This window comes from Aeromonas sp. s1(2024) (assembly GCF_040908005.1).
Taxonomy (GTDB): domain Bacteria; phylum Pseudomonadota; class Gammaproteobacteria; order Enterobacterales; family Aeromonadaceae; genus Aeromonas; species Aeromonas caviae.
Genome location: NZ_JBFOCW010000007.1, coordinates 48335 through 71856 on the forward strand (window position 1 = coordinate 48335; position 23522 = coordinate 71856).

At 63.6% G+C, this 23522-nt stretch carries 22 protein-coding genes; 6 read left to right on the forward strand and 16 right to left on the reverse strand.

What is annotated here, in order from left to right:
- Window positions 1-5 precede the first annotated feature (5 nt).
- On the reverse strand, window positions 6-263 hold the full coding sequence (gene ilvM / locus AB5Y70_RS02155) for an acetolactate synthase 2 small subunit (protein ID WP_049636078.1): 258 nt from the start codon (window positions 261-263) through the stop codon (window positions 6-8).
- Window positions 260-1906 (reverse strand): acetolactate synthase 2 catalytic subunit, encoded by a 1647-nt coding sequence (gene ilvG / locus AB5Y70_RS02160; RefSeq protein WP_041211990.1) that lies wholly within the window; start codon window positions 1904-1906, stop codon window positions 260-262. Before ilvG ends, ilvM begins: the two co-directional genes overlap by 4 nt.
- A gap of 384 nt (window positions 1907-2290) precedes the next feature.
- Here ilvG and AB5Y70_RS02165 point away from each other — a divergent pair, with 384 nt between their 5' ends.
- From AB5Y70_RS02165 to AB5Y70_RS02175, 3 genes are all read left to right on the forward strand, one after another.
- Window positions 2291-3808: a YifB family Mg chelatase-like AAA ATPase gene (locus AB5Y70_RS02165; RefSeq protein ID WP_368175915.1), complete on the forward strand. Its 1518-nt coding sequence runs from the start codon at window positions 2291-2293 to the stop codon at window positions 3806-3808.
- A gap of 120 nt (window positions 3809-3928) precedes the next feature.
- Window positions 3929-4828 carry an acyltransferase gene (locus tag AB5Y70_RS02170; protein ID WP_368175916.1) on the forward strand — a complete coding sequence of 300 codons (900 nt, stop codon included), beginning with the start codon at window positions 3929-3931 and terminating at the stop codon, window positions 4826-4828.
- A 7-nt stretch (window positions 4829-4835) separates the two neighbouring features.
- Window positions 4836-5783 (forward strand): acyltransferase, encoded by a 948-nt coding sequence (locus AB5Y70_RS02175; RefSeq protein ID WP_368175917.1) that lies wholly within the window; start codon window positions 4836-4838, stop codon window positions 5781-5783.
- On the opposite strand, the gene AB5Y70_RS02180 is transcribed toward AB5Y70_RS02175, so the two are convergent.
- Together AB5Y70_RS02180 and AB5Y70_RS02185 are read right to left on the reverse strand one after the other, a co-directional pair.
- Entirely contained in the window at window positions 5726-6211 is a 486-nt protein-coding gene (locus AB5Y70_RS02180; protein ID WP_368175920.1) for a DUF523 domain-containing protein, read from the reverse strand. The genes AB5Y70_RS02175 and AB5Y70_RS02180 overlap by 58 nt on opposite strands.
- A complete protein-coding gene (locus tag AB5Y70_RS02185; protein WP_043764255.1) occupies window positions 6211-6861 on the reverse strand; it encodes a DNA mismatch repair protein MutT in 651 nt (216 codons plus the stop codon). The genes AB5Y70_RS02180 and AB5Y70_RS02185 overlap by 1 nt, the downstream gene beginning before the upstream one ends.
- Window positions 6862-6935: 74 nt before the next feature.
- On the opposite strand from AB5Y70_RS02185, the gene AB5Y70_RS02190 reads away from it, so the two are divergent.
- Window positions 6936-7571 (forward strand): nicotinamidase, encoded by a 636-nt coding sequence (locus AB5Y70_RS02190; RefSeq protein ID WP_368175918.1) that lies wholly within the window; start codon window positions 6936-6938, stop codon window positions 7569-7571.
- A gap of 1 nt (window position 7572) precedes the next feature.
- A complete protein-coding gene (gene pncB, locus AB5Y70_RS02195) occupies window positions 7573-8751 on the forward strand; it encodes a nicotinate phosphoribosyltransferase (protein WP_368175919.1) in 1179 nt (392 codons plus the stop codon).
- A gap of 74 nt (window positions 8752-8825) precedes the next feature.
- Here pncB and AB5Y70_RS02200 read toward each other — a convergent pair whose 3' ends face one another.
- The 9 genes from AB5Y70_RS02200 to rph all read right to left on the reverse strand — a co-directional run bounded on the left by AB5Y70_RS02200 (window position 8826) and on the right by rph (window position 18653).
- Entirely contained in the window at window positions 8826-9434 is a 609-nt protein-coding gene (locus tag AB5Y70_RS02200; RefSeq protein ID WP_010676095.1) for a thiol:disulfide interchange protein DsbA/DsbL, read from the reverse strand.
- A 209-nt stretch (window positions 9435-9643) separates the two neighbouring features.
- Window positions 9644-10633 carry a serine/threonine protein kinase gene (locus AB5Y70_RS02205; RefSeq protein WP_049636084.1) on the reverse strand — a complete coding sequence of 330 codons (990 nt, stop codon included), beginning with the start codon at window positions 10631-10633 and terminating at the stop codon, window positions 9644-9646.
- Between the two features lie 74 nt (window positions 10634-10707).
- On the reverse strand, window positions 10708-12156 hold the full coding sequence (ccoG, locus tag AB5Y70_RS02210; RefSeq protein ID WP_010676097.1) for a cytochrome c oxidase accessory protein CcoG: 1449 nt from the start codon (window positions 12154-12156) through the stop codon (window positions 10708-10710).
- A gap of 197 nt (window positions 12157-12353) precedes the next feature.
- Window positions 12354-12617: a YihD family protein gene (locus AB5Y70_RS02215; protein WP_010676098.1), complete on the reverse strand. Its 264-nt coding sequence runs from the start codon at window positions 12615-12617 to the stop codon at window positions 12354-12356.
- Between the two features lie 30 nt (window positions 12618-12647).
- Window positions 12648-13802, reverse strand: a complete 1155-nt coding sequence (locus AB5Y70_RS02220; RefSeq protein WP_039039690.1) for a diguanylate cyclase — start codon at window positions 13800-13802, stop codon at window positions 12648-12650.
- Window positions 13803-13955: 153 nt separating this feature from the next.
- Entirely contained in the window at window positions 13956-14345 is a 390-nt protein-coding gene (cueR, locus tag AB5Y70_RS02225; protein ID WP_010676100.1) for a Cu(I)-responsive transcriptional regulator, read from the reverse strand.
- The gene (locus AB5Y70_RS02230; protein ID WP_102948957.1) at window positions 14342-16771 is read right to left on the reverse strand and encodes a heavy metal translocating P-type ATPase; all 2430 of its coding nucleotides are present in this window, start codon (window positions 16769-16771) and stop codon (window positions 14342-14344) included. Before AB5Y70_RS02230 ends, cueR begins: the two co-directional genes overlap by 4 nt.
- Window positions 16772-16941: 170 nt before the next feature.
- Window positions 16942-17595 carry an orotate phosphoribosyltransferase gene (pyrE, locus tag AB5Y70_RS02235; RefSeq protein ID WP_102948958.1) on the reverse strand — a complete coding sequence of 218 codons (654 nt, stop codon included), beginning with the start codon at window positions 17593-17595 and terminating at the stop codon, window positions 16942-16944.
- Between the two features lie 341 nt (window positions 17596-17936).
- A complete protein-coding gene (gene rph / locus AB5Y70_RS02240) occupies window positions 17937-18653 on the reverse strand; it encodes a ribonuclease PH (protein WP_162540800.1) in 717 nt (238 codons plus the stop codon).
- A 146-nt stretch (window positions 18654-18799) separates the two neighbouring features.
- Here rph and AB5Y70_RS02245 point away from each other — a divergent pair, with 146 nt between their 5' ends.
- Complete coding sequence (locus AB5Y70_RS02245) at window positions 18800-19663, forward strand: YicC/YloC family endoribonuclease (RefSeq protein WP_102948960.1); 864 nt, start codon at window positions 18800-18802, stop codon at window positions 19661-19663.
- Window positions 19664-19846: 183 nt separating this feature from the next.
- On the opposite strand, the gene AB5Y70_RS02250 is transcribed toward AB5Y70_RS02245, so the two are convergent.
- The 3 genes from AB5Y70_RS02250 to waaF form a co-directional block, all read right to left on the reverse strand.
- Window positions 19847-20725, reverse strand: a complete 879-nt coding sequence (locus AB5Y70_RS02250) for a DMT family transporter (protein WP_049636086.1) — start codon at window positions 20723-20725, stop codon at window positions 19847-19849.
- A gap of 111 nt (window positions 20726-20836) precedes the next feature.
- On the reverse strand, window positions 20837-22105 hold the full coding sequence (gene waaA, locus AB5Y70_RS02255; protein ID WP_102948961.1) for a lipid IV(A) 3-deoxy-D-manno-octulosonic acid transferase: 1269 nt from the start codon (window positions 22103-22105) through the stop codon (window positions 20837-20839).
- Window position 22106: 1 nt separating this feature from the next.
- Window positions 22107-23204: a lipopolysaccharide heptosyltransferase II gene (waaF, locus tag AB5Y70_RS02260; RefSeq protein ID WP_102948962.1), complete on the reverse strand. Its 1098-nt coding sequence runs from the start codon at window positions 23202-23204 to the stop codon at window positions 22107-22109.
- Window positions 23205-23522: the final 318 nt, after the last annotated feature.

Below are 23522 nucleotides of genomic sequence, written 5' to 3' on the forward strand. Positions count from 1 at the left end.
GCTCCTTAAGCTCTGATCCGGGGTTGCTGTTCCAGTGCATCGACCCGGGAGACATCCACCAGCTTCACCAGCTGGCTCCACAACTGCTGGATGGGACGTACCGATTCGACAGTAACCGTGATCCGCAGCTGTTGGCAATCCTGCTCCATGTTGAGGGCGCAGAGATTGAAACCGCGGTGACGGACCACCCGCAGCACCCGTTCCATCACTTCGGCTCTGGGTTGGGCATGGATTTCCAGGGTGCTGGTATTGAGCTGGTTCATGGGCGTTGCTCCATCATCTTGTGGTTGGCGACTCCTGGCGGAACCAGGGGCCAGACATTTTCTTCCTCTGAAATAGCCACATGCAGCAGATAGGCACTCTCGCTCGCCAGCAGGCGATCCAGTGCCGGACCTATCTCTTCCTTGCATGTGATGGTCTCGCCGGGAATGCCGAAGGCGGCAGCCAGGGCGACGAAATCGGGGTTGTCGGACAGATTGGTCTCGCTGTAGCGACCGTCGAAGAACAGCTCCTGCCATTGGCGCACCATGCCGAGGCGCTGGTTGTCCAGCAGCACCATCTTCACCTTGAGCCGGGCCCGGCGGATGGTGCCGAGCTCCTGCACGTTCATCATGAAGGAGCCGTCCCCGCTCACCAGCACCACCTCGTCATCGGGGCGCGACATCTTGGCGCCGATGGCGGCGGGCAGGCCGAAGCCCATGGTGCCGAGGCCGGCACTGGAGAGGTGGTTGCGCGGGCTGGTGAAACGCATGTGCTGGGCCACCCACATCTGGTGCTGACCCACGTCGCAGGCCACCACGCTGGTGTCAGGCAGCTGGCTTGAAAGCTCTTTGAGCAGGGCCGGGGCGTAGATGGCCTGACCCGGATGGTCGTAGCGGAAGGCGTATTCCCGAGCCATGGTGGCGCAGTGCTCGCGCCAGGGGTCGAGGGTCAGCGTCATCGCCAGGGCGGGCAGCACACGCTTGAGATCCGTGGTGATCCCCACATCGGCGGCGCGGCGCTTGCCGAACTCGGCGGCGTCCACATCCAGGTGGATCACCTTGGCTTCGGGGGCAAATTCCTCCAGCTTGCCGGTCACCCGATCATCGAAACGGGCGCCTACCACCACCAGCAGATCGCACTGCTGTACCGCCAGGTTGGCGGCCTTGGTACCGTGCATGCCGAGCATGCCCAGATAAACGGGGCTGTCGGGGTCGAGGGCACCTATCCCCTTGAGGGTGGTGACCGCCGGCATCCCCGTGGTGGCGGCAAAGTCGCGCAGCTGCTGCTCGGCATTGGCCATGCCCACCCCGCCGCCGACGTAGAGTACCGGACGCTCAGCTCCGGCCAGCAGGGTACGGGCGACCGTCAGTTCGGCCGGATTCAGGGGGTCGGGTTCCTCCACGGCAAACAGCGGGCTTTGAGAGGGAACGGCGGCCAGTTGCACATCCTTGGGCAGGTCGATGAGCACGGGGCCCGGACGCCCTTCGGTGGCGATGGCGAAGGCTTCGGCAATGACCCGTCCCAGATCCGCCGGGTCAGTCACCATGAAGGAGTGCTTGGTGCAGGAAAGGGACATGCCGAGCACGTCCACTTCCTGAAAGGCATCGGTACCGACGGCGGCGCAGGGCACCTGGCCGCTGATGGCCACCAGCGGTACCGAATCGAGCAGTGCCTCCGCGAGGCCGGTGACCAGGTTGGTGGCGCCGGGGCCAGAGGTGGCGATGCAGACCCCCACCTGACCGGAAGCGCGGGCATAACCCACCGCAGCCATGGCGGCACCCTGCTCGTGGCGGCAGAGCTGATGGGCCAGGCCACCGTCATACAGGGCGTCATAGACCGGCATGATGGCCCCGCCCGGGTAACCAAACACCTGGGTCACACCCTGTTTTTTGAGAGCCTGTACCAAAAACTGCGCGCCGTTCATGTGGAAAATCCTGTCCTTTGGTCGAAAAAAAACCCCCGGGCCGTGAGGCTCGGGGGTCGCTTGTTTCGTTCTGTCCGGTGGTGGGTCTATCCCTTGTTCCGTGCAGCCAAACGAGCCCCGAGCGGTGAGATAATAATCACCACTAGGACCACAATAATGCTGACGAAACGGGAGGCCATGTTCATAGTTACAACCGGAAATCCTGTGAAATGGGAGCGGAGCTTGCCGCGAATGGCTATTAGAACTAGCACGGTGATTTTTATTGGGCAAGCACTTTTTACCTGACAAGACTCTGATTTTAACTGCTCTGAAACCTGACAACTGGAACAAAAAACTAATAAAAAACGGTTAACCAGCATATACATCAAACCAAGGACGGTATTTATGTCATTAGCTGTTGTTTATAGCCGTGCCAGCCTGGGGATAGCGGCGCCACAAGTCACGGTGGAGGTGCACCTCTCCAACGGCCTGCCCGCCTTCAACATGGTGGGGTTGCCGGAAACCTCGGTGAAGGAGTCGCGGGATCGGGTGCGCAGCGCCCTGCTCAACGGCAATTTCGAATTTCCGGCCAAGCACATCACCGTCAACCTGGCACCTGCGGATCTGCCCAAGGAGGGGGGCCGCTTCGACCTGGCCATCGCCATCGGCATTCTCGCCGCATCCAAGCAGATACCCGCAAAATACCTGCTAGACCACGAATTTTTAGGGGAATTGGCCCTGACGGGCGAGATCCGCCCCGTGCTTGGGGTGCTCCCCTCGGTGCTCGCCTGCCGCGACGCGGGGCGCACCCTGCTGGTCCCACGGGAGAACGGTCCGGAGGCTTCCCTCATACAGGATGCCGAGGTGCGCACCGCCCACCAGCTGCTGGCGGTCACCGCCTGGCTGGCGGGCCAGTACGAACTACCGCTGCCGGAACCCCAGAGCGCGGAGACCCTGCCCGACGTGCCGGATCTACAGGACGTGATCGGTCAGTCCCAGGCGAAGCGGGCGCTGGAGATCGCCGCAGCTGGCAGCCACAACCTGTTGTTCATCGGCCCCCCCGGCACCGGCAAGAGCATGTTGGCCAGCCGTCTGCCCGGCATTCTGCCACCGCTGAGCGAACAGGAGGCGCAGCAGACCGCCGCCATTCACTCCATCGGCGGCCTCACCCCCCGCGCCGGCCACTGGCACCACAGGCCGTATCGCACGCCCCATCACAGCGCCTCGGCGGTGGCGCTGGTGGGCGGGGGTACCCATCCCAGGCCTGGCGAAATTTCCCTCGCCCACAACGGGGTACTGTTTCTGGATGAATTGCCGGAGTTCGAGCGCAAGGTGCTCGACTCCCTGCGCGAGCCGCTGGAAACCGGGCACATTACCATCAGTCGCGCCGCCCGCCAGGTGGATTTTCCCGCCCGCTTCCAGCTGGTGGGTGCCATGAATCCCAGCCCCTGCGGCCATTATGGCGACGGCCAGACCCGCTCCAGCCCGGATCAGATCCTGCGCTATCTGGGCAAGCTCTCCGGCCCCTTTCTCGATCGGTTCGATCTGACGGTAGAGGTCCCGCTCTTGCCCAGGGGGAGCCTGACCGGCAAGGTGGAGCGGGGGGAATCGAGCCAGCAGATACGCGAACGGGTGCTGGGGGCGCGAGAGCGCATGCTGAGTCGCAGCGGAAAACTCAACAACCTGCTGGATAGTCGTGAAATCGAAGATGTTTGCAGATTATCGCCACAGGATGCCGAGTTTCTGGAAGGTGCCATCCAGAAGCTGGGGCTCAGCATCCGGGCCTGGCACCGCATCCTGCGGGTATCGCGCACCATCGCCGATCTGGCGGGGCACGCCACCATCGAGAGAGCGCATCTGATCGAGGCGCTCGGCTATCGCGCCATGGATCGGCTGCTCTCGCGCCTGCGCAGCGGCCAGTAAGCAACGCAGCCAACCCCGCCACCGGGATGCCTTCCATGGTCTAGTCGTGCCTCGGCTGATATTATGGTCACTGATCTGACCACTTGGTTGCCATCCACCGACACGAAAATGGATTCCACCATGCCCAACAAGCTGATAGAGCGACTGCGCGGCAGCCTCTCGACCCTGCTCTATTTCATCAACACCCTGTTCTGGTTTGCTCCCGTCCTGCTGCTTGGCCTCATCAAGCTGCTGCTGCCCATCAAGGGGTGGCGCACCCTCTGCAACGCGCTGCTGGATGGCTGCGCCGGCTGTTGGATTGGTTTCAACAACCTGATCCAGAAAACCATCATCAGAACCCCTTTCGAGGTGGTCGGAGTGGACAAAGGGCGCCGGAATGAGTGGTATATGGTGATTGCCAACCATCAATCCTGGGTCGACATACTGGTACTGCAGCGGATTTTTAATCAGAAAATCCCCTTCCTGAAGTTTTTCCTCAAGAAAGAACTGATTTGGGTACCTTTTCTCGGTCTGGCCTGGTGGGCGCTCGACTTCCCCTTCATGCGACGTTATTCCCGTAAATTCCTGGAAAAACACCCGCATCTGAAGGGAAAAGACATAGAGACCACGCGAAAGGCCTGTGCCAAATTCCGCCACATTCCGGTGAGCGTGATGAATTTCGTCGAGGGCACCCGCTTCACCGCCAGCAAGCACGACAAACAGGGCGCCCCCTATCGTCACCTGCTGCCCCCGAGGGCGGGTGGCGTCGCCTTCACCCTGGCGGCCATGGGCGATCAACTGCACAAACTGGTGGATGTGACCATCGCCTATCCGGGCGGCATCCCCAGCTACTGGGACTTCATGTGCGGTCGAGTGAGGGAGATCAAGGTTCGGGTCCGCTTTCTGCCGATCGAACGCAATCTGGTGGGGGATTACTTCAATGACCCCGAGTTCCAACAAGAGTTTCAGCAGTGGCTGAACGGGATCTGGTGCGAGAAGGATCAGACCCTGGGCCAGTTACTGGCGGACAAGACGCAGTAAGACACTCATGCTAAGCCTGCTCCCCGGCCCCCTGGTGCTGCTCATCAGCGCCGGCCTGACCATACTGTTTACCGCCCTGTGCGCCAGCCTGATCCTGCTGGTGTCCCTGGCCAAGCTGCTGCTCCCCGTGCCGGCCTTCGGTCGTGCCTGCAGTCGCCTCAACAACCGTTTCATGCGCCTGTGGCTCGGCTGCAACGCCCTGGTGATCCGCCTCACCACCCGCATCGACTGGCAGGTGGAGGACGACACCCGGCTACGCAAGGATGGCTGGTATCTCATCATCAGCAACCACCTGAGCTGGACCGACATCGTCGTGCTGGGCCATCTCTTCCGCGACCGGCTGCCGGTGCCCAAGTTCTTCATGAAGCACGAGCTCATCTACATCCCGCTGCTGGGGCTCGCCTGCTGGGGGCTGGACATGCCCTTTATGCGCCGCTATTCGAGAGAATTTCTGCTGCGCAATCCGCACCTGAGGGGCAAGGACATCGAGACCACCCGCAACGCCTGCGAGAAGTTTCGCCACATCCCCACCACCGTCATCAACTTCGTGGAGGGGACCCGCTTCACCGAACAGAAACGCGACGCCTCCCGCTCCCGCTTCCGCCACCTGATGCCCCCCAAGGCGGCGGGGCTCGCCTTCACCCTGGCGGCCATGGGCGATCAGTTCGACAGCCTGATCAACGTCACCATCAGCTACCCGGACAACACCGAGACCCCCTTCAAGGACTTCCTGATGGGGCGGATGAAGCGCATCCAGGTGCGGATCGAGGAGCTGCCGGTGGACGAGCAACTGGTGGGGGATTACTTCAACGACAAGCAGTTCAAGCGCGGCTTCCAGGAGTGGCTGAACCAGCGCTGGCAGGAGAAGGACGCAATACTGGAGGGCTGGCAGCGGGCTCAGGCGCCCGTCCCATTGACCGCCAAGGAGAGCGCCGACGCCAGTTCGGGCAGCTGATCCTCGCTGAACACGGCGATGCCGTGGCGGCGCAGCAGGGCGGTGGTCTTGCCCTCGCCCGCCACCGAGACCCCTTCGAAGCGGCCGTTGTAGATACGGCCGCTGCCGCAAGAGGGGCTCCCCTCTTTCAGCAGGGCGAAGCGAATGCCCTGCTGCTGGCAGAGCGCCAGCGCCAGGGCGGCGCCGCGATCGAACTCGGTCGTCACATCCAGCCCGCTTTCGGTGACTACAGACTCACCCTGCCGCTCGGCGGGTGGTCGCGGGGTCGGCAGCCCCCCCGCCACCTCGGGACAGAAGGCCAGCACCCGCCCCTCGGCACCCAACTCGGCCAGCCAGTCGCTGACGATGCCCTTGCTACGGCCGTCGTAACGCACTGGCTGACCCAGCAAACACGCGCTCACCAGCACCCTGGGTACGCAGACATCCATCATGCTTCCGCTCCATTCATCACCTGGTCGAACATCACGCAGCAGGGGTTCTCCAGCCGGTAGAGGATGGCGGGCCGCTGTTTGCCGGTGCGCTTGCGGCCGGTGTCCGTCAGGATGTCGGCCCGGTGGATCCGCTTGCGAAACGCCGCCGTGTTCATGGGGGTCTGCAGGATGATTTCGAAGGCACGCTGCACCTCGGAGAGGGTGAACTCCGCCCCCAGCAGGTGCAGCGGCAAGGTGCTGTAACGGCTCTTGATGCGCAGCCGCTCCAGCCCCATGGCGATGAGCTGGGGATGGTCGAAGGCGAGTTGCAGGTCGGGCAGATCGTCCAGAGGGTGCCAGCAGCCGCGCACGGCGCCGGCCTCGGGCTCCGCCAGGCACAAGTAGACGAGGGTGGTGGACCAGCCCCGGGGATCCCGCTCCAGATTGCCGAGGGTGCAGACCTGCTCGCTGTAGCACTGCGCCAGCCCCCACTGCGCCAGCAGGCGGTGGCGGGCGGCATCCAGATCCCGATCCCGGGTCTCGTCGATGCGCAGGGCCGGCAGCTGCCAGCAGTGGGCAAAGGGGGGGCGATCCCGGGTTTCGAGGAGCAGTTCGAGCCGCTCCTCGCGCAACCGCAGCACCACCATATCCAGACTCATTCTCGGCATCCTGGTCGACCTGCTCGCCTTCTAATAATGTTTGGTAGATAATATCACAAGAATATTATGTGCAGGAGTCACCCATGGGAACCATCGCCAGCCTGGATATTGATGCGCAGAAGGGGTTTACTCCGCTCTGTCCGAACGAGCTGCCCGTCGCAGGCGGGGATGACATAGTGGCGGCGCTCAACGCCCAGGCCGCCCTCGCCACCCTGCGAGTCGGCAGCAAGGACGCTCACCCCGCGAACGCTGCCTGGGTCGTGAGCGAGCCGGCCGCCATGCTGCAACCGCTGGATCTGCCCAACGCCGACCTCACCTGGCCGGCCCATTGCGTGCCGGGCACCCCTGGCTTCGAGCTGCTCGACGGCCTGCCCGCCCCCATCGACTACGACTTCTTCGTCTGGAAGGGGGTCGAGCCGGATCTGCACCCCTATGGCGCCTGCTACCACGACCTCGCCGAGCGTCGCAGCACCGGGCTCATCGAGTTCCTGCAGGCCCGCGGCGTCGCGACCGTGCTGGTCGGCGGCCTCGCCACCGACTACTGCGTCAAGACCAGCGTGCTGCAACTGCGCCGCGCCGGCTTACGGGTCATCGTCCACCTCGATGCCTGCCGCGGCATCTCCCCCGAGACGATCGCCCAGGCCCGCGCCCAGATGCTCGAGGCTGGCGCCGAGCTGGCCCAGACCCTGGCCGATGTACAACGCCTGCTGGACGCCTGATATGCCCCCGATCCTCAACAGCCTGCTCGATACAGATGCTTACAAGCTGCATATGCAGCAGGCGGTGTTCCATCGCTACCCGGATGCCGAGGTGGTGGCCGAATTCCACAGCCGCAACGAAGAGGATCTGCTGCCCATGATGGGCGAGATCGAGGAGCAGCTGCGCCTCGCCGGCTCCCTGCGGCTGACCCGACCCGAGCTCGATTTTCTGGCCGAGCGCCCCTTCTTCACCCCGGATTATCTGGATCACCTGCGCCGCAAGCCGCTGGATGCCTCCCTGCTCAAGGTGTTCGAGCAGGATGGCCGCATCAATGTGCGGGTCGAAGGGCCCTGGCAGGACGTGATCCTGTGGGAGATCCCGGTGCTCGCCATCATCAGCGAGATGCGCAACCGCTTCCGCTACCCCCAGTTCGGCGTCAGCCAGGCGCTGGAACGGCTCGACCAGAAGATCGACAGGCTGGAACGGGATCTGAGCCCGGAGGAGATGACCGAGTTCAACCTCATCGACTTCGGCACCCGCCGCCGCTTCTCCCACGCGGTGCAGGATGCCGTGGTGGGCCGCCTCCAGGAGCGGCTGCCGGCGTTTCGCGGCACCAGCAACTACCAGCTGGCCCAGAAATACCGGCTGCCGGCGGTGGGCACCCAGGCCCACGAGTGGTTCCAGGCCCACCAGCAGCTCGGCTTCCCGCTGGAACTCAGCCAGCGCGCGGCCCTCACCAGCTGGCTGGACGAGTTCACCAACCACCTCGGCATCGCCCTGACCGACTGCATCACCATGGATGCCTTCCTGCGCGACTTCGACTTCGAGCTGGCGAGCCGCTACCAGGGGCTGCGCCACGACTCCGGTGACCCCGTGGTGTGGGGCGAGAAAGCCATCAGCCACTATCAGCGGCTCGGCATCGACCCTGCCGAGAAGACACTGGTCTTCTCCGACGGGCTCAACCTCGACAAGGCCGTCGAGCTGCTGCGCCACTTCCGCGGCCGCATCAACACCAGCTTCGGCATCGGCACCAAGCTCACCTGCGATCTGCCCGGCGTCAGCCCGATGAACATCGTGTTCAAGCTGATGGAGTGCAACGGCGGCCCGGTCGCCAAGATCTCCGACAGCCCGGGCAAGACCCTCTGCCGGGATGCGGACTTCATTCGCAACCTCAAACAGGCCTTCCACGTCGGGGTCTGAGTCAGGCCCGCGAGACGCCAAACAAAAAGCCCGCCGGTTTGCACCGGCGGGCTTTTGTATCGACTCAGGAATGATCAGTCCTTCTTGGCCAGCAGGAATTTCACCAGCTGGTTGAACTGCTCCTGGGAAGTGATGGATTCAATCTTCACCATGTACTTGCCGTTGACCAGAAAGGCCGGCACACCGCGCACATTGTAGCTCTCGGTGTTGCGATCGAACTGGGAGACCATGCCGGAGACGGCGAAGCTGTCGACGGCACCGTCGAACTCCTCGGCCGGCACGCCATTGTCCACGAAGACCTGCTTCACGTCGGCGCGGCTCTGGGGGATCTGGCGCTGGGTGTGGATCTTGTCGAAGATGGCCGGGGTCAGCTTGCCTTCCACGTTCAGCAGATTGGCGACGGCGTAGGCACGCTGCATCTCGGGACCCATTTCACGGCCCAGGAAGGCCACCGGGTTCTTCTTCATCGGCACGCCTTCCGGCAGGCTCTTCTTCAGATCCTCGGCAATCGGCTCGAACTTGGCGCAGTGCGGGCAGAAATAGGAGAAGAACTCCATCACTTCCGGCTGGGCGCTGCCGGTCTGGCTGACCACGTCATAGTTGACACCTTCCTTGAATTGCGGGGCGGCGTGAACCATGGGGATCATCAGCATGGCAGCGAGGAAAAATAGTACTTTTTTCATGACGTTTCCTGTTAAGGGATCACTGTGAGGCACGCCCGGCGAACCGAAGCAGTCCAAGCCTATTGCCTCACCCTCGTGCCGTCAATGGCAAAGGCAGACAGGCGGGACCGCCATCCCGCCTCCCACGGGCACCTTGCCGCTGTGGCAATGGTGCGGGCAACACCACCAGCGGACGCCCCGTGGTGTGGCGATCTGCCGGGTTCACGCCCCTACCACTGCGGCATCAGGCTGAGCGGCGGGGCCTTCAATGCCTCGAGCTGATCATGCAGGGTCGCAATCTGCTGGCGCCAGTAGTGTTCGGTGTTGAACCAGGAGAAGTGGCGGGGGAAGGCGGGATCTTCCCAGCGTCTTGCCAGCCAGGCCATGTAGTGGACGATGCGCATTGCACGCAGCGGCTCGATGAGCGCCAGCTCCCGCGGGTCGAACTCCATGAACTCCTCATACCCCGCCAGCAGGGTATCGAGCTGGATCTGCTGCTCATGACGCTCCCCGTTCAGCATCATCCAGAGATCCTGGATGGCAGGGCCGGTGCGGCAATCGTCGAGGTCGACAAACAGGGGGCCGTCACGCCACAGGATGTTGCCCGGGTGGCAGTCCCCATGCAGGGAGATGCGCGCCACATCCAGGGTCATGGCGTCGCATACGTGCCGGATCAGCTCGTCCAGCACCCCGAAGAAGGACTTGGCCAGCCCGCTCGGCAACCACTCGCCTGCCGCCAGCAACTGACGCGGCTCGTGCAGCATGCTCTCCACATCGAGCCGTACCCGGTGATGAAAGGCATGGCTGGCACCGACGCTGTGGATGCGACCGAGGTAACGCCCCACCCACTCCAGCTGGTCCAGGTTGTCCACCTCGAACTGACGCCCCCCGACGCTCTGCCAGATGGCAAACGGGTAGCCCTGATGCTCCAGCAGGGTCTCGCCGGCAAAGGCAATGGGAGCGGCGACCGGGATCTCAGTTTCACAGAGGTGAGCGGCAAACGCGTGCTCTTCCAGGATCTGGGCCCGGCTCCAGCGACCGGGGCGGTAGAACTTCACCACGTAGCGACGGCGATCCTCATCCTGAAACTGATAGACGCGGTTCTCGTAACTGTTGAGCTCGATAAGGCCGGAGTCGATGCGCAAGCCGCTGAGATCGATGGCATCCATGATGAGATCGGGATTGAGGTCGGAATAGTTGAAACGCATGTCATCCACCATAGAAAAGGGGCGCTGTTGCGCCCCATTCTATCACCACTGTCTGCCGTTGCCGTGCATGGCGGTGCGCCTTGCCGTCACAACCTGCTGATAAACTTGCTCGGTTGGCGCAAGGTCCCCTTGCTGTCATCCGGCGCCGCGCCTTCCCGCTTGAGCACGAACTGGACGTCCAGAGTGGGGCGCTTCAGGTTGAAGGGATCCACCGCCAGACTCACCGGCAGGGTATAGATCTCGCCCGCCTTCAGGGTCACCTCGCGAGGACCGAACCACTGGTACTCCGGCAGCCCTTCCACGTCCAGCCGGTAGGTCTGGGAGTTCAGGGTCTTGTTGAGGATCTTCAGGGTATAGGTGTTTTCGATGAGCCCTTCACTGTTTTCCCGGAACAGCTGGTTGCGATCCCGCAGGATGTCGAGCCCCATGGGCATGATGGACATGGCGTTATAGACGAAGACCCCCAGCATGACGACCATCACCAGGCCATAGCCAATCAGCTTGGGCCGCGCCACCTGGGTTTCACTGTGGGCCAGCTTGTGCTCGGTGGTGTAACTGATGAGCCCTTTCGGATACCCCATCCGCTCCATGGTCTGGTCGCAGGCGTCGACACAGGCGCCGCAGTTGATGCACTCGTACTGCAGACCGTCACGGATGTCGATACCGGTCGGGCAGACCTGCACGCAGAGGTCGCAGTCGATGCAGTCCCCCAGCCCCAGAGCCTTGGGATCGGCCTTGCGACCACGGGCGCCGCGGGTCTCGCCACGCTGGCTGTCATAGCCGACGATGTAGGTGTCCTTGTCGAACATGGCGGACTGGAAGCGGGCATAGGGGCACATGTGGATACACATGATGGCGCGCATCCAGCCGGCGTTGCCATAGGTGCAGGCGGCAAAGAACAGCACCCAGAAGATGACCCAGCCTCCCGCCTGCAGGGTGAAGAAATCGGGTACCAGGTGGAAGACATCCTGGAAGTAGGCGACGAAGGTCAGCCCCGTGCCCAGCGACAGCAGGATCCAAGCCAGGTGCTTGGCGCCCTTACGGGCCAGCTTCTCGCCGCTCCAGGGCGCCGCATCCAGCTTGCGACGCTTGTTGGCGGCCCCTTCCAGCTTCTCCTCGAACCAGATGAACAGGAAGGTCCACACCGTCTGGGGACAGAGGTAGCCGCACCAGACCCGGCCCAGGAAGGTGGTCACAAAGAAGAGGGCGAAGGCCGCGATCATGAAGACCCAGGCCAGCAGGGTGAGATCCTGCGGCCAGATGGTGGCACCGAAGATATGGAACTGCTGGTGCTCCAGATCGAACAGCACCGCCTGACGGCCGTCATAACGCAGCCAGGGCAGGAGGACAAAGAGCGCGACGAAGAACCAGCCCATGGCCTTGCGCACCCGCTGCCAGTAGCCGGTCTGGGAGCGGACATAGATGCGGTTGCCGGGGTTGAACCTGTCATCTCCCGCCTTGAAGGTGTTGGGATTGAAAGTCCCGGTGACGTCACCGGTCACATCCTTGATGTCGATCTTGTCCTTGTCGGCCATTGCAACACATCGCTCCACTCATATTGTTATGAAAGCGATTATATCTTAAACAACCTGCTAATTGTGTGGGTTAAATGTATCTATAGTTCGAGTCCCGTCGCAATTTCAGGCAACAAAAAAGGCCCATAGCCAGTTGACTATGCGCCTTTTCACAGATTCTCTTGAAACCTTTCTCTGATGGCGATGTGACGCCCGGATTACTTGATGCCGCGGGCCTTGAGCAGGGCTTCCTTGAAGTCGGGCACGTGATCCTTGGCCAGCCCCGGGATCATCGCCTGCTTGTCGGATTCCCGCATCTTGAGGTGGTAGATCAGCATGTCGTCGGTCAGTGCGGACAGCGGACCGTCAAATCCCGCTTCCTCGGCCAGTTTGGCAACAAACTGCACCAGGCTGAGATCCTGCTCCTTGATCCAGGCAGGCTGCAGCAGTTCCAGCAGCTCTTCGATACGATGACATTGCATAGACGACCTCTTTAATCTGTCTTGTGAAACTCAGGCAACCTTACCCATCAAGGCTACTTCGATACGATCCCGGCCATTATGCTTGGCCTGATAGAGCGCCGCATCCGCTTTCTGGATAAGCTCGGCAATGGAGTGATGCTGATCCGGCACCAGGGTCGCCACCCCGAAGCTGCAACTGACCCGCCCCGAGACCCGGGATTTGTGGTGGGGAATGCCGAGGGCTCGCAACGAGGTACGCACCTGCTCGGCGATCTGCATGGCCCCCTGCAAGGTGGTGCAGGGCAGCAGCAGGGCGAACTCCTCTCCGCCGTAACGGGCAGCGAGATCGTCTTCCCGCCGCAGCACTTCGGCCAGCAGGCTCGCCACCTGTTGCAGGCACTGGTCCCCCACCTGATGACCATAGTGATCATTGAACTGCTTGAAGTAGTCCACATCCACCAGCACCAGAGAGAGAGGCGCCCTGGCACGGTGGCAGCGACGCCAGGCGCGCGCCAGGGAGTCGTCGAGATGGGCCCGGTTGGCGATGCCGGTCAGACCGTCGAGGCGGGACGTGAGCTTGAGGTGCTCGGAGACCGCCTTCAGCTCGGCCACCAGATCCGCATTGGAAAAACTGTGGTAGAGAGAGGCCACCTGATCCCGCCGCAGGCGCCGCAGCAGGGTCGGCAGAAAGACGAACAGATACCCCGCCAGCATGCAGGAGACGATACGCTCCTGGGTGTTGCCGCCACTGAGCTCGAACAACATGGCAAACCCGAGGGGCAGCACGGCCCCATAGAGGGTACGACGGCTGCCGAACAGCATGATGGCGCTGCCGGTCAGGATCAGGCTGGAGAGCATCATCATGGCGGCACGATAGGTGTCGGGCAGCTTGTCCATGTAGAGCAGCACGCCCAGTGCCCAGACGATGGAGGTGATGGTCACCCCGACAAAGAGCTCGCGCTCGAGCACCGGCAGCGGAAGCTCCGCCAGCCTGGGCTGGCGCCAGCGCAGATGCCACCAGCGCCCCAGCAACAGCAGCAGGACCAGACCGAGCCAGCCCAGCGACTCGCTGGCCGGCAGGTAATCGTGGAACAGCAGGCTCCAGCTGATCGCCAGCAGCCCCAGGCAAGGCAGGCTGAAGGAGGCATGGGTATAGAGCTGGACCATGATGGCCCGCCGCACCTGATATTTCACACTCTGTGTCAACTGGGTACTCCCTGTACAAGAGCCGCACAGTTTAACACTCCCCTTTCCTGCTCAACAATCAATCGACCGCTATTAAGCTGCCACTCAGCGCGTCCTCTCCCGCACAGGCCCCGACAGACCCTTTTCTGCAGGGTCGAATGGCGCAGCCCTCCCTCACCCTTTCTCCAGCTCGTCGAGGATGGGACACTGGGGATTCGCATCTCCGTGACAGCAGCTCACCACCTCCTCGAGGGCGCTGAGCATGGCTTGCAAACCGGCGATGCGGGAGCGCAGATCGACGATTTTCTCCTGGGCCAGCTTCTTCACCTGGGCACTGGTTCTGTGCTCGTCCCGATAGAGCGCCAGCAGCTCCTGACACTCCTCCAGATTGAAGCCGGTCTCCCGCGCACGCTTGACGAAGCGCAGCTCCCGCAGGGAGGCATCCGTATAACTGCGATACCCGTTGTCGCTGCGCACCGGCGACGAGATGAGGCCGATGCTCTCGTAGTAGCGGATGGTCTTGGCGGTCAGGCCGGTGGCCTTGGCGACCTTGCTGATGTTCATGAATGACTCCTTTGGGATTCAGATGCACGCAGGCTGCCCGCCCGGGGCTGCCAGCGCTTCAATAACAGGGAATTGCTCAAGACGGTGATACTGCTCAAGGCCATGGCCGCCCCCGCCAGCTCGGGGCTGAGGTAACCCAGTGCCGCCAGCGGAATGCCGATGATGTTAAACACGAAGGCCCAGAACAGGTTCTGCTGGATGGTGCGCCAGGTGGCCGCCGAGATGTCGATGGCATCGGCCACCAGCCGCGGATCAGACCGCATGAGGGTGATGGAGGCGGTCTCCATCGCCACGTCGGAGCCGGAGCCCATGGCGATACCCACATCCGCCGCCGCCAGCGCCGGGGCGTCGTTCACCCCGTCTCCCACCATGGCGACCAGCCCGCTGGTTTGCGCCCGCAGCGCCTCCACTTTCTCCACCTTGCCGGCTGGCAGCACGGAGTCAAAGGCCCCGTCCAGCCCCAGTTTGGCGGCGATATGGGCCACCGGCGCCGGTCCATCACCGCTCACCAGCCAGCTGGCTATGCCGCGCTGACGCAGGGTGGCGATGGCATCCGGACTCTCGGGGCGCAGGGTATCGGCCAGCGCCGCAATGCCGGCCACCACGCCGTCGATGGTCACCCAGACCCGGGTCGCGCCATCGGCAGGCGGTTTATCCTGCGCGGGCACCTCAATGCCGAGCTGGGCCAGCAAAGAGCCATTGCCGATGGCGACCCTATGACCGGCGACCTGACCGACAATACCGGCACCGACCCGCACCTCCACCGCCTCCGGCTGGGGCAGCACGGCCTCTTTGTCGACCGCCTCGCGCATGGCCAGCGCCAGCGGGTGTTCGCTCGCCTGCTGCAGGGCGGCGGCCAGACGCAGCTGCTCGTCGTTGCCGCTCCAGCTCGCCAGTACCGGCCGGCCCTGGGTCAGGGTGCCGGTCTTGTCGAAGATCAACGCCTTGATGGCGTGGGCCTTCTGCAGGGTATCGACATCCTTGATCAGAATGCCGTGGCGCGCTGCCACCCCGGTGCCAGTGACAATGGCCGCAGGCGTTGCCAGCCCCAGCGCACAGGGACAGGCGATCACCAGCACCGCTACCGCCGCCAGCAGCGCCTGACCGAAGTCGTTGCTGATGGCGTACCACACCAGCAGGGTGAACAGGGCGATGGTCATCACCACCGGCACGAACACGGCGGAGACCTTGTCCACCAACTGTTGCAGCGGCGCCTTGCCCATCTGGGCGTTCTCCACCAATGCGATGATCTTGCTGAGGCTGGAGTCCTCCCCCACCGTGGTGGCTTCAATTTCCAGCACGCCGGAGCGGTTGATGGCGCCGCCCAGCACCTTGTCGCCCTCGCCGCGCGGCACCGGCAGGCTCTCGCCGGTGAGGATCGACTCGTCCAGCTCGCTGGCACCGCTCACGATTCTGCCATCCACCGGCACCCGTTCCCCCACCAGCACCCGCAGCCGATCGCCGCGCAGCACCTCGTCGATGGCGACGCTCTGCCAGCGCTCGCCGCGCCAGACGGTGGCGGTTTCCGGCCGCAGCGCCATCAACTCGCGAATGGCGGACTGGGTACTGCGTCTGGCTCGCGCTTCCAGCAGTTTTCCGAGGGAAATCAGGGTAATGATGATGGCACTCGCCTCGAAGTAGAGCTGACCACTGGCGGCCATCCCCAGATTAAGCAGCAGATAGAGGCTGTAGAAGTAGGCCGCGCTGGTACCGGTCGCCACCAGCACATCCATGTTGGCGGAGCGGTTCTTGATGGCGAGCCAGGCGCCGCGATAGAAGCGGGCCCCAATCCAGAACTGCACCGGGGTGGCGAGCACCAGCTCCAGCCAGGCGGGCAGATGCCAGGGCAGCAGACCGGCCATGGCCAGCATCCCCACCAGCAGCGGCAGGGTAAGCAAAGCCGAGACGATGACCCGGGTTTGCGCCTGACGGGCGCTGGCGGCCTCCTGCGCTTCCCGCTCCAGCAACTGCTGGCGGCGGCCGCTGGCCGAGCCTTGCGCCAGTTGGGCGCCAAAGCCGAGGGCCTCGATCTGCTCGCGCAGGGCCGCGGGCGTCTGCATCCCGGGTACCAGCACGATACGAGCCTGCTCGATGGAGAAGTTGACGTCGGCGGAGATGACGCCGGGCAGCGCCGCCAGCATCTTGTGCAGGCGGGCCGAGCAACCGGCACAGGTCATACCGGTGATTTGAAACAATATGGTCTCACTGCCGTAGTCATAACCCTGCGCCTTGATGCTCTCCAGTACCGCCGGCAGACGGTCGGGGCTGGTCAGCTCGATGGCCGCCTGCTCCAGCGCGAAGTTGACGGTGGCCGATACCCCGTCGAGCTTGTTGAGGGCGGTCGTGATGCGGCCGGCGCAGTTGGCGCAGCTCATGCCGCTGAGCGGCAACTGCAGATGAATGGGTGATTGAAGATGAGTGGTCATGTTGTTCCTCCCCGGAACCCGTCGGCACCACAAAACGCCGACTGGCAAACCCTAACCTTTACTGTAAGGGCAAGCTCAAGCCACATGATCCACTTTTTGCAGATGAAAAAATGGCGCCCGTTTGCTGCCAGAGAACAAACAGGCGCCGCATTCAGCTATTGCGCGGTGACTCAGATACCGTACTGGGCGCGGTAAGCCTTCATGGCGGCCAGTTGCGCCGCCAGCTCCGGCTGTTCGGCCTGCTTCTCTTCCAGATACTGGATCAAGTCGCTCATCTGGATGATCGCGATGATGTGAGCGCCGTAGTCACGCTCCACTTCCTGAATGGCGGAGAGCTCGCCCTTGCCCTTCTCCTGACGGTCCAGCGCGATCAGCACGCCAGCCAGGGAGGCGCCGTTGGCCTGGATCAGATCCATGGATTCGCGGATGGCGGTGCCGGCAGTGATGACATCGTCCACCAGCATGATGCGCCCCTTGAGCGGGCTGCCCACCAGATTGCCGCCCTCGCCGTGATCCTTGGCCTCCTTGCGGTTGAAGCACCAGGGCACGTCCACGTCGTGCTGCTCCACCAGCTGCACCGCGGTGGCGGAGGCGATGGGGATCCCCTTGTAGGCCGGGCCAAACAGCACATCGAATTCGATACTGGCATCCATCAGGGCGGCGGCATAGAAGCGGCCGAGACGGGCCAGATCGCGGCCGCTGTTGAACAGGCCGGCGTTGAAGAAGTAGGGGCTTTTACGACCGGATTTCAGGGTAAATTCACCGAATTTGAGGACCTGTTTCTCCAGGGCGAACTCGATAAATTGACGCTGGTAGGCTTTCATTCTGGCTCCTTGCTTGGCTTGTCGTTTACTTGTGTGGGGGTATAAAAAAACGCGGTCAATGCCGCGTTTGCAGGATCTGTTGACGCTTCGTCACAGCCGCGACGGAGTCGGTTTTTGCGCAGAACTAGGCATGAGATGCGAAGTTTGGTAATCCAAACGAGGCATCGAATAACGACGTTATGCACAAAAACAGACCCGTCCCTACGGGTTGCGTGGCAAAGGATGCCATGCGTTGTTGCAGGACTTGCCAAGGGAATAACCATTGGCGGCATCCTGCGCCTAGCCTGGCATCCTTTGACACTGCAACGCGACTTGTGCCGAAACATCAACAGGTCCTGGTATCAGGAAAGTGACTGCTTCTGCAGCGCAATAATGTCGGCAATACCGCCCTTGGCGAGGGCCAGCATCTCCAGCAGCTCCTCGTGGGTGAAGGGTTCGGCCTCCGCGGTGCCCTGCACCTCGATGATGCGACCATCTTCGGTCATCACCACGTTCATGTCAGTCTCGGCGGCGGAGTCTTCGATGTACTCCAGATCGCAGATGGCCTCCCCTTCGAACATACCGACGGAGACGGCCGCGATCATCTGCTTGAGCGGGCTCTGTTTGATCAGCCCCTTCTCCACCATCCAGTTCAGCGCATCCACCAGCGCCACGCAGGCCCCGGTGATGGCGGCGGTACGGGTACCGCCGTCGGCTTGCAACACGTCGCAGTCAACGGTAATGGTGTGTTCGCCCAGGGCATTCAAGTCTACCGCCGCGCGCAGGGAGCGGGCGATCAGACGGGAGATCTCCAGGGTGCGGCCGCTCTGCTTGCCGGAGGCCGCTTCGCGGTTCATCCGGGAGTGGGTGGAGCGCGGCAGCATGCCGTACTCGGCAGTGACCCACCCCTGCCCCTTGCCTTTGAGGAAGCGCGGCACGCTGGTGTCGACGCTGGCGGTGCAGAGCACGCGGGTGTGGCCGAACTCCACCAGCACGGACCCTTCAGCATGCTTGGTGAAGTGGCGGGTGATGGTTACCGGACGCACCTGGGCGGCGCTGCGATCGCTGGGACGGGACATGGGACTGACCTCTGGGCTGGCTGAATTGGCGCAGGAGTATAAGTGATCCCAGCCCAAATATCAGCCGCTAAAACCACGCTGTCGGCTGACGGAGCTGGGCTGGCTGAGTATACTGGCCCCACACTTCATCAAGCCCGGAACAATCAATGATTCACAGCATGACCGCCTACGCCCGCAAGGAACTCAAGGGCGACTGGGGCACAGCCGTTTGGGAAATTCGTTCGGTCAACCAGCGCTATCTGGAGACCTACATTCGCCTGCCGGAACAACTGCGCAGCCTGGAGCCGGTTCTGCGTGAGCGCTTCCGCGCCAAGCTGCAGCGCGGCAAGGTGGAGTGCAACCTGCGCTTCGAGGCCGCCCAGGCCGCCGCCAGCCAGCTCCACATCAATGAAGAGCTGGCCAAACTCATCATCGAGAGCGCCAACTGGGTGATGAAAGAGGCGGGCCAGGGTCAGCTCAATCCGGTGGACGTGCTGCGCTGGCCGGGGGTCATGGCTGCCGCCGAGCAGGACATGGACGCGGTCGCCACCGAGCTGCTCGGCGGTTTCGATCTGACCATGGAAGATTTCCTCGCCTCCCGCGCCAGCGAAGGGGCCAACCTCAAGGCGCTGATCGAACAGCGTCTGGCCGGCATTCAGGTAGAAGTGAAGAAGGTGCGGGAGTACCTGCCGCAGATCATCGAGTGGCAGCGCCAGAAGCTCACCGACCGCCTGGCCGAGGCCAAAGTGGAGCTGGATCCTGCCCGCATCGAGCAGGAGATCGTGCTGCTGGCCCAGAAGATCGACGTGGCCGAAGAGCTGGATCGCCTGGAGATGCACATCAGCGAAACCAACAAGATCATGAAGAAGGGTGGCGCCTGCGGCCGTCGTCTCGACTTCATGATGCAAGAGTTCAACCGCGAGTCGAACACCCTCGGTTCCAAGTCGATCAACGCCGAGGTGACCCAGTCCGCCGTCGAGTTGAAAGTGCTCATCGAGCAGATGCGCGAGCAGATCCAGAACATCGAGTGATCTCCCTCATCGATGCACCAGCCCCCGCCACCCGGGGGCTTTTTTATGCTCGTTTCCCGCAGCGCTCAGCCGCCTGACTGATGGTAACCCCTAGCAAAGGGAGCCCGACATGTGCCATCACGCAAAGAGGGTCTGCCATGCAGACCCTCTCCTTCTTTTTGATCCATCCCCCGCCCGTGCAGGCTAGACCGGTGACTTCAGCCTTCGGCTGCGCAGCAGCAGGGGGAGCTGGTAGAGCACCAGAGCACCCAGCACCAGGCCGGCGCCTGCCAGCTTGGCGGGGCCCAGCGGCTCGTCATAGAAGAGGGTGCTTAAGATCAGGGTCCAGACCGGTTCCAGCAGCATCAGCAGGGCGGCGTGGGCCGTGGTCATCCGGCTCAGGGCGTGGGTGAGCAGCCAGTAACGCAATGTGGTGGCGATCAGGACGCTGGCCGCAAACCAGCCCCAGATGCCAGTGCCGATGCTGGCGGGCCACTGCTCGGTCAGCAGGGAGAGCAGGGTGCCGAGCAGTCCGGTCACCGCCAACTGGATGCAGGTGAGCCAGGTGGGGGGGATGGACTGGGCGAAGTGGCGGTGCACCGCGAGCTGGACCCCCAGGGTGGCGGCCGCCGCCAGAAACCAGAACAGGGAGAGCGACACACCCCAGTGGGTGCTGCTGGAGAGCAGCAGCAGGCCAGCCACGGCGACGGGCAGGGTGAGCCAGTAGTGGCGGCCGGGTCTGGCCTTGAAGGCGGCCCAGGCGGCGAGCGGCGCCATCAGGGTGGCCACGCTCATGATGAAGGCGCCGCTGCCGAGGGCATCGCTCTGGCTGATGGCGGTAACCCAGAACAGCAGGCTGGCCCCGAGCAAGGTGCCGCACCCGGCGGCGCGCAGCAGCTGTGAGCCACTGGGGGGCGGCTCGCGCAACCAGGCGAGCGGCAACAGCAGCAGGGCGGCCAGCAGGAAGCGGCTGCCGATAAAGGCGGCGGTGGGCAGTTCGCGAATCGCCTCTTTCGAGAAGAGCCAGCCAGCGGCGGCCAGCAGGGTGACCAGTATCATCAACAGCAGGGGAGCGCGGTTCATCGGAGCATCACAGGGTCAGGGGCAAAGGGCAGAGCATAAAGGAAAGGGACGCGGATTGTCTCCCGGGGTTTGGCAGACATGCTGGCGGGGCGGCCACCACGCCGCCCCGCCTCAGTCGTCACTTTCCAGGCTGGCGAGGCAATGGGAGAGGGTGCGCGCCAGCGCCCCCTGGTTGCGCAGCACCACGGCGCGGGCCTGCTCCCCCATCTCGCGGCGGGCAGGGGCATCGCCGAGCAGGGTGCTCACCCGGTGGCCGAGCGCCTCGGCGTCCGCCACCACGGCGGCGCCCCCCTGGGCCACCAGCTGGCGGGTGATGTCGCTGAAGTTGAAATAGACGGGGCCGGTCAGGCAGGGTTTGCCCAGCGCCGCCGGTTCCAGCAGGTTGTGACCGCCCACGGGCACCAGGCTGCCACCGACAAAGGCGAGATCCGCCGCCGCCAGCATCAGCGGCAGCTCGCCCATGGTGTCACCCAGGTAGATCTTGTCTCTCTCGCCGACCGCACTGCCCGCCGTGCGCCGCACGCAACCGTAGGGGGCACACAGCTCGGCCACCCGATCGAAACGCTCGGGATGGCGCGGCACCAGGATCAGCAGGGCGGAGGGATGGGCCTTGAGCACCCGATCGAAGGCGGCCAGCACCTGCTCGTCTTCCCCCTGGTGGGTGCTGGCGGCGATCCAGACAGGTCGTGCCTCCCCCAGCTGCTGGCGCAGGGCGCGGCCCCTGGCCTGTACCTCGTCGCCAAACTGGATGTCGAACTTGATGGAGCCGGTCACCGCCAGCCGGTTGCGCCCTATCCCCAGCCGATGGAAGCGATCCGCATCGTCCTGATGCTGGCACAGCAGGTGGGTCAGCGGGCGGCTCAGGGCATCGAATGCGCCCTGGAAGCGACCATAGCGCTGACAGGATCGCTCCGAGAGGCGGGCATTGAGGATGGTCACCGGCAGGTGGCGTGCCTCGCAGGCCGCCAGCCAGTTCGGCCACAGCTCTGTCTCCATCACCCAGAGGGCGCGGGGCTTGACTGTGCTCAGAAACGCCGAGACGGCCCAGGGATAGTCGAGAGGCGCATAGCGGTGCACCACCAGCTCCCCGAGCTTGGCCGCCTGTTCGGCGCCGGTGCGGGTGGTGGTGGTGAGCAGGATGGGCAGCTCGGGGCGCTCGGCCTTGAGGGCGCGGATGAAGGGGGTGATGGCCAGTGTCTCCCCCACGCTCACCGCATGGATCCAGAGGGGAGCCTCCTGTCCGGTCGGCGGCAATCGTCCCAGATGCTCGGCCCAGCGCGCCCCGAAGCCGGGCTTGCCTTTTTTGGGCTTGTAGAGCGCCAGCAGCGCCAGGGGCAACCCCAGGTGGATCAGCAGGTTGTAGAGCAACCGGTAGATCATGCTAGCTATTACCTGGTTCAGCAGCAGAGGATTCCACCGGCTGCCGCACTATGGTCAGATCTGCCGTTTCACCACGCTCCAGCCGATTTCCCGCCTCGATGACCTGTTCCGGCATCAGCTCGATCAGGCACTTGAGGTGGCCGAACTTGCAGGTGCGCTTGAAGCAGGGGCGGCACTCGATGTCGGTGTGGACGATCTCGACCCTGTCCGCCAGCGGTGGGGTATAGAGGGGCGAGGTGGAGCCGTAGACGCCGATCAGCGGCCGGTTGAGGGCGGCCGCCACGTGCATCAGGCCCGAGTCGTTGGCGATGACCCGACCGGCCAGGGCCATCAGGTCGATCGCCTCGTGCAGGCTGGTCTTGCCCGCCAGCACGTGGCAGTTGGGGCGCGACAGGGGGTTGATCCGATCGCGGATGGTGTTGGCCACGTCCACGTCCTTGCCCGAGCCGAAGATCCACACCTGCCACCCCTCGTCGAGGTGCTTTTGCGCCACCACGGCGTAGTGCCCTTCCGGCCAACGTTTGGCCGGGCCGAACTCGGCCCCCGGACAGAGTACCAGCACAGGGCGGGCACGATTCAGGCCGAGCCGCTCCAGCGCCTTGCCCTGGTTGATGAGATCCACGTGCAGGGAGGGATGGGGAATAGCGGGAATGTCGTCCCGGCTCTTCATCTGCCCCTTGGGGTAGGCCAGAGCCACATAGCCTTCCACCATCAGCGGGAAGGCCTGCTTGTTGTTGCGCATGTCGTTGAGCAGACCGAAGCGGTGCTCCCCCTTCCAACCGGTGCGCACCGGGATCCTGGCAAACCAGGGGATGAGGGCCGACTTCATGGAGTTGGGCTGGATGATGGCCTGATCGTACTGCTCGGCGGCCAGCTGCTTGCCAAGGCGGCGGCGTGCCCCCAGCTTGAAGTCACCGTGGCCAAGCGGCATGGGGATGGCCTTGTCCACCTCGGGCATGCGCTCCAGCAGCGCAACGCACCAGGCCGGCGCCATCACATGGAGCTCGCTGCCCGGGTGGTTGCTCTTGAGCGCCTTGTAGAGGCTCTGGGACATCACCATGTCGCCGACCCAGGAGGGGCCGATCACCAATATCTTCATCGTGCGTCTTCTCTCGGGACTGGCCCGGCTGTTGATCATTACTGGGCGAGATTATGCCCCAAGAAAGGCCGAAGAAATAACAGAAGATACCCGTCTGCTCCCGCAAAACGCCTACCTGGCAGGATCTGCTCCCCCACGCATCCCTCCTGAGGCCCTCTTCGACCCGGACACGGCGTGCCCTGGGCCACCGACTGCCGGGTAGCAGAGATCCCCCTTCCCCCGCATTCAAAAGCGGGCCCACCGGGCCCTCGGGTCATGCCCCGCGCGGGGTTTTAGGCTAGAATGGGCGCCAATCCGAGCATGACCCGCCCGCCGGGC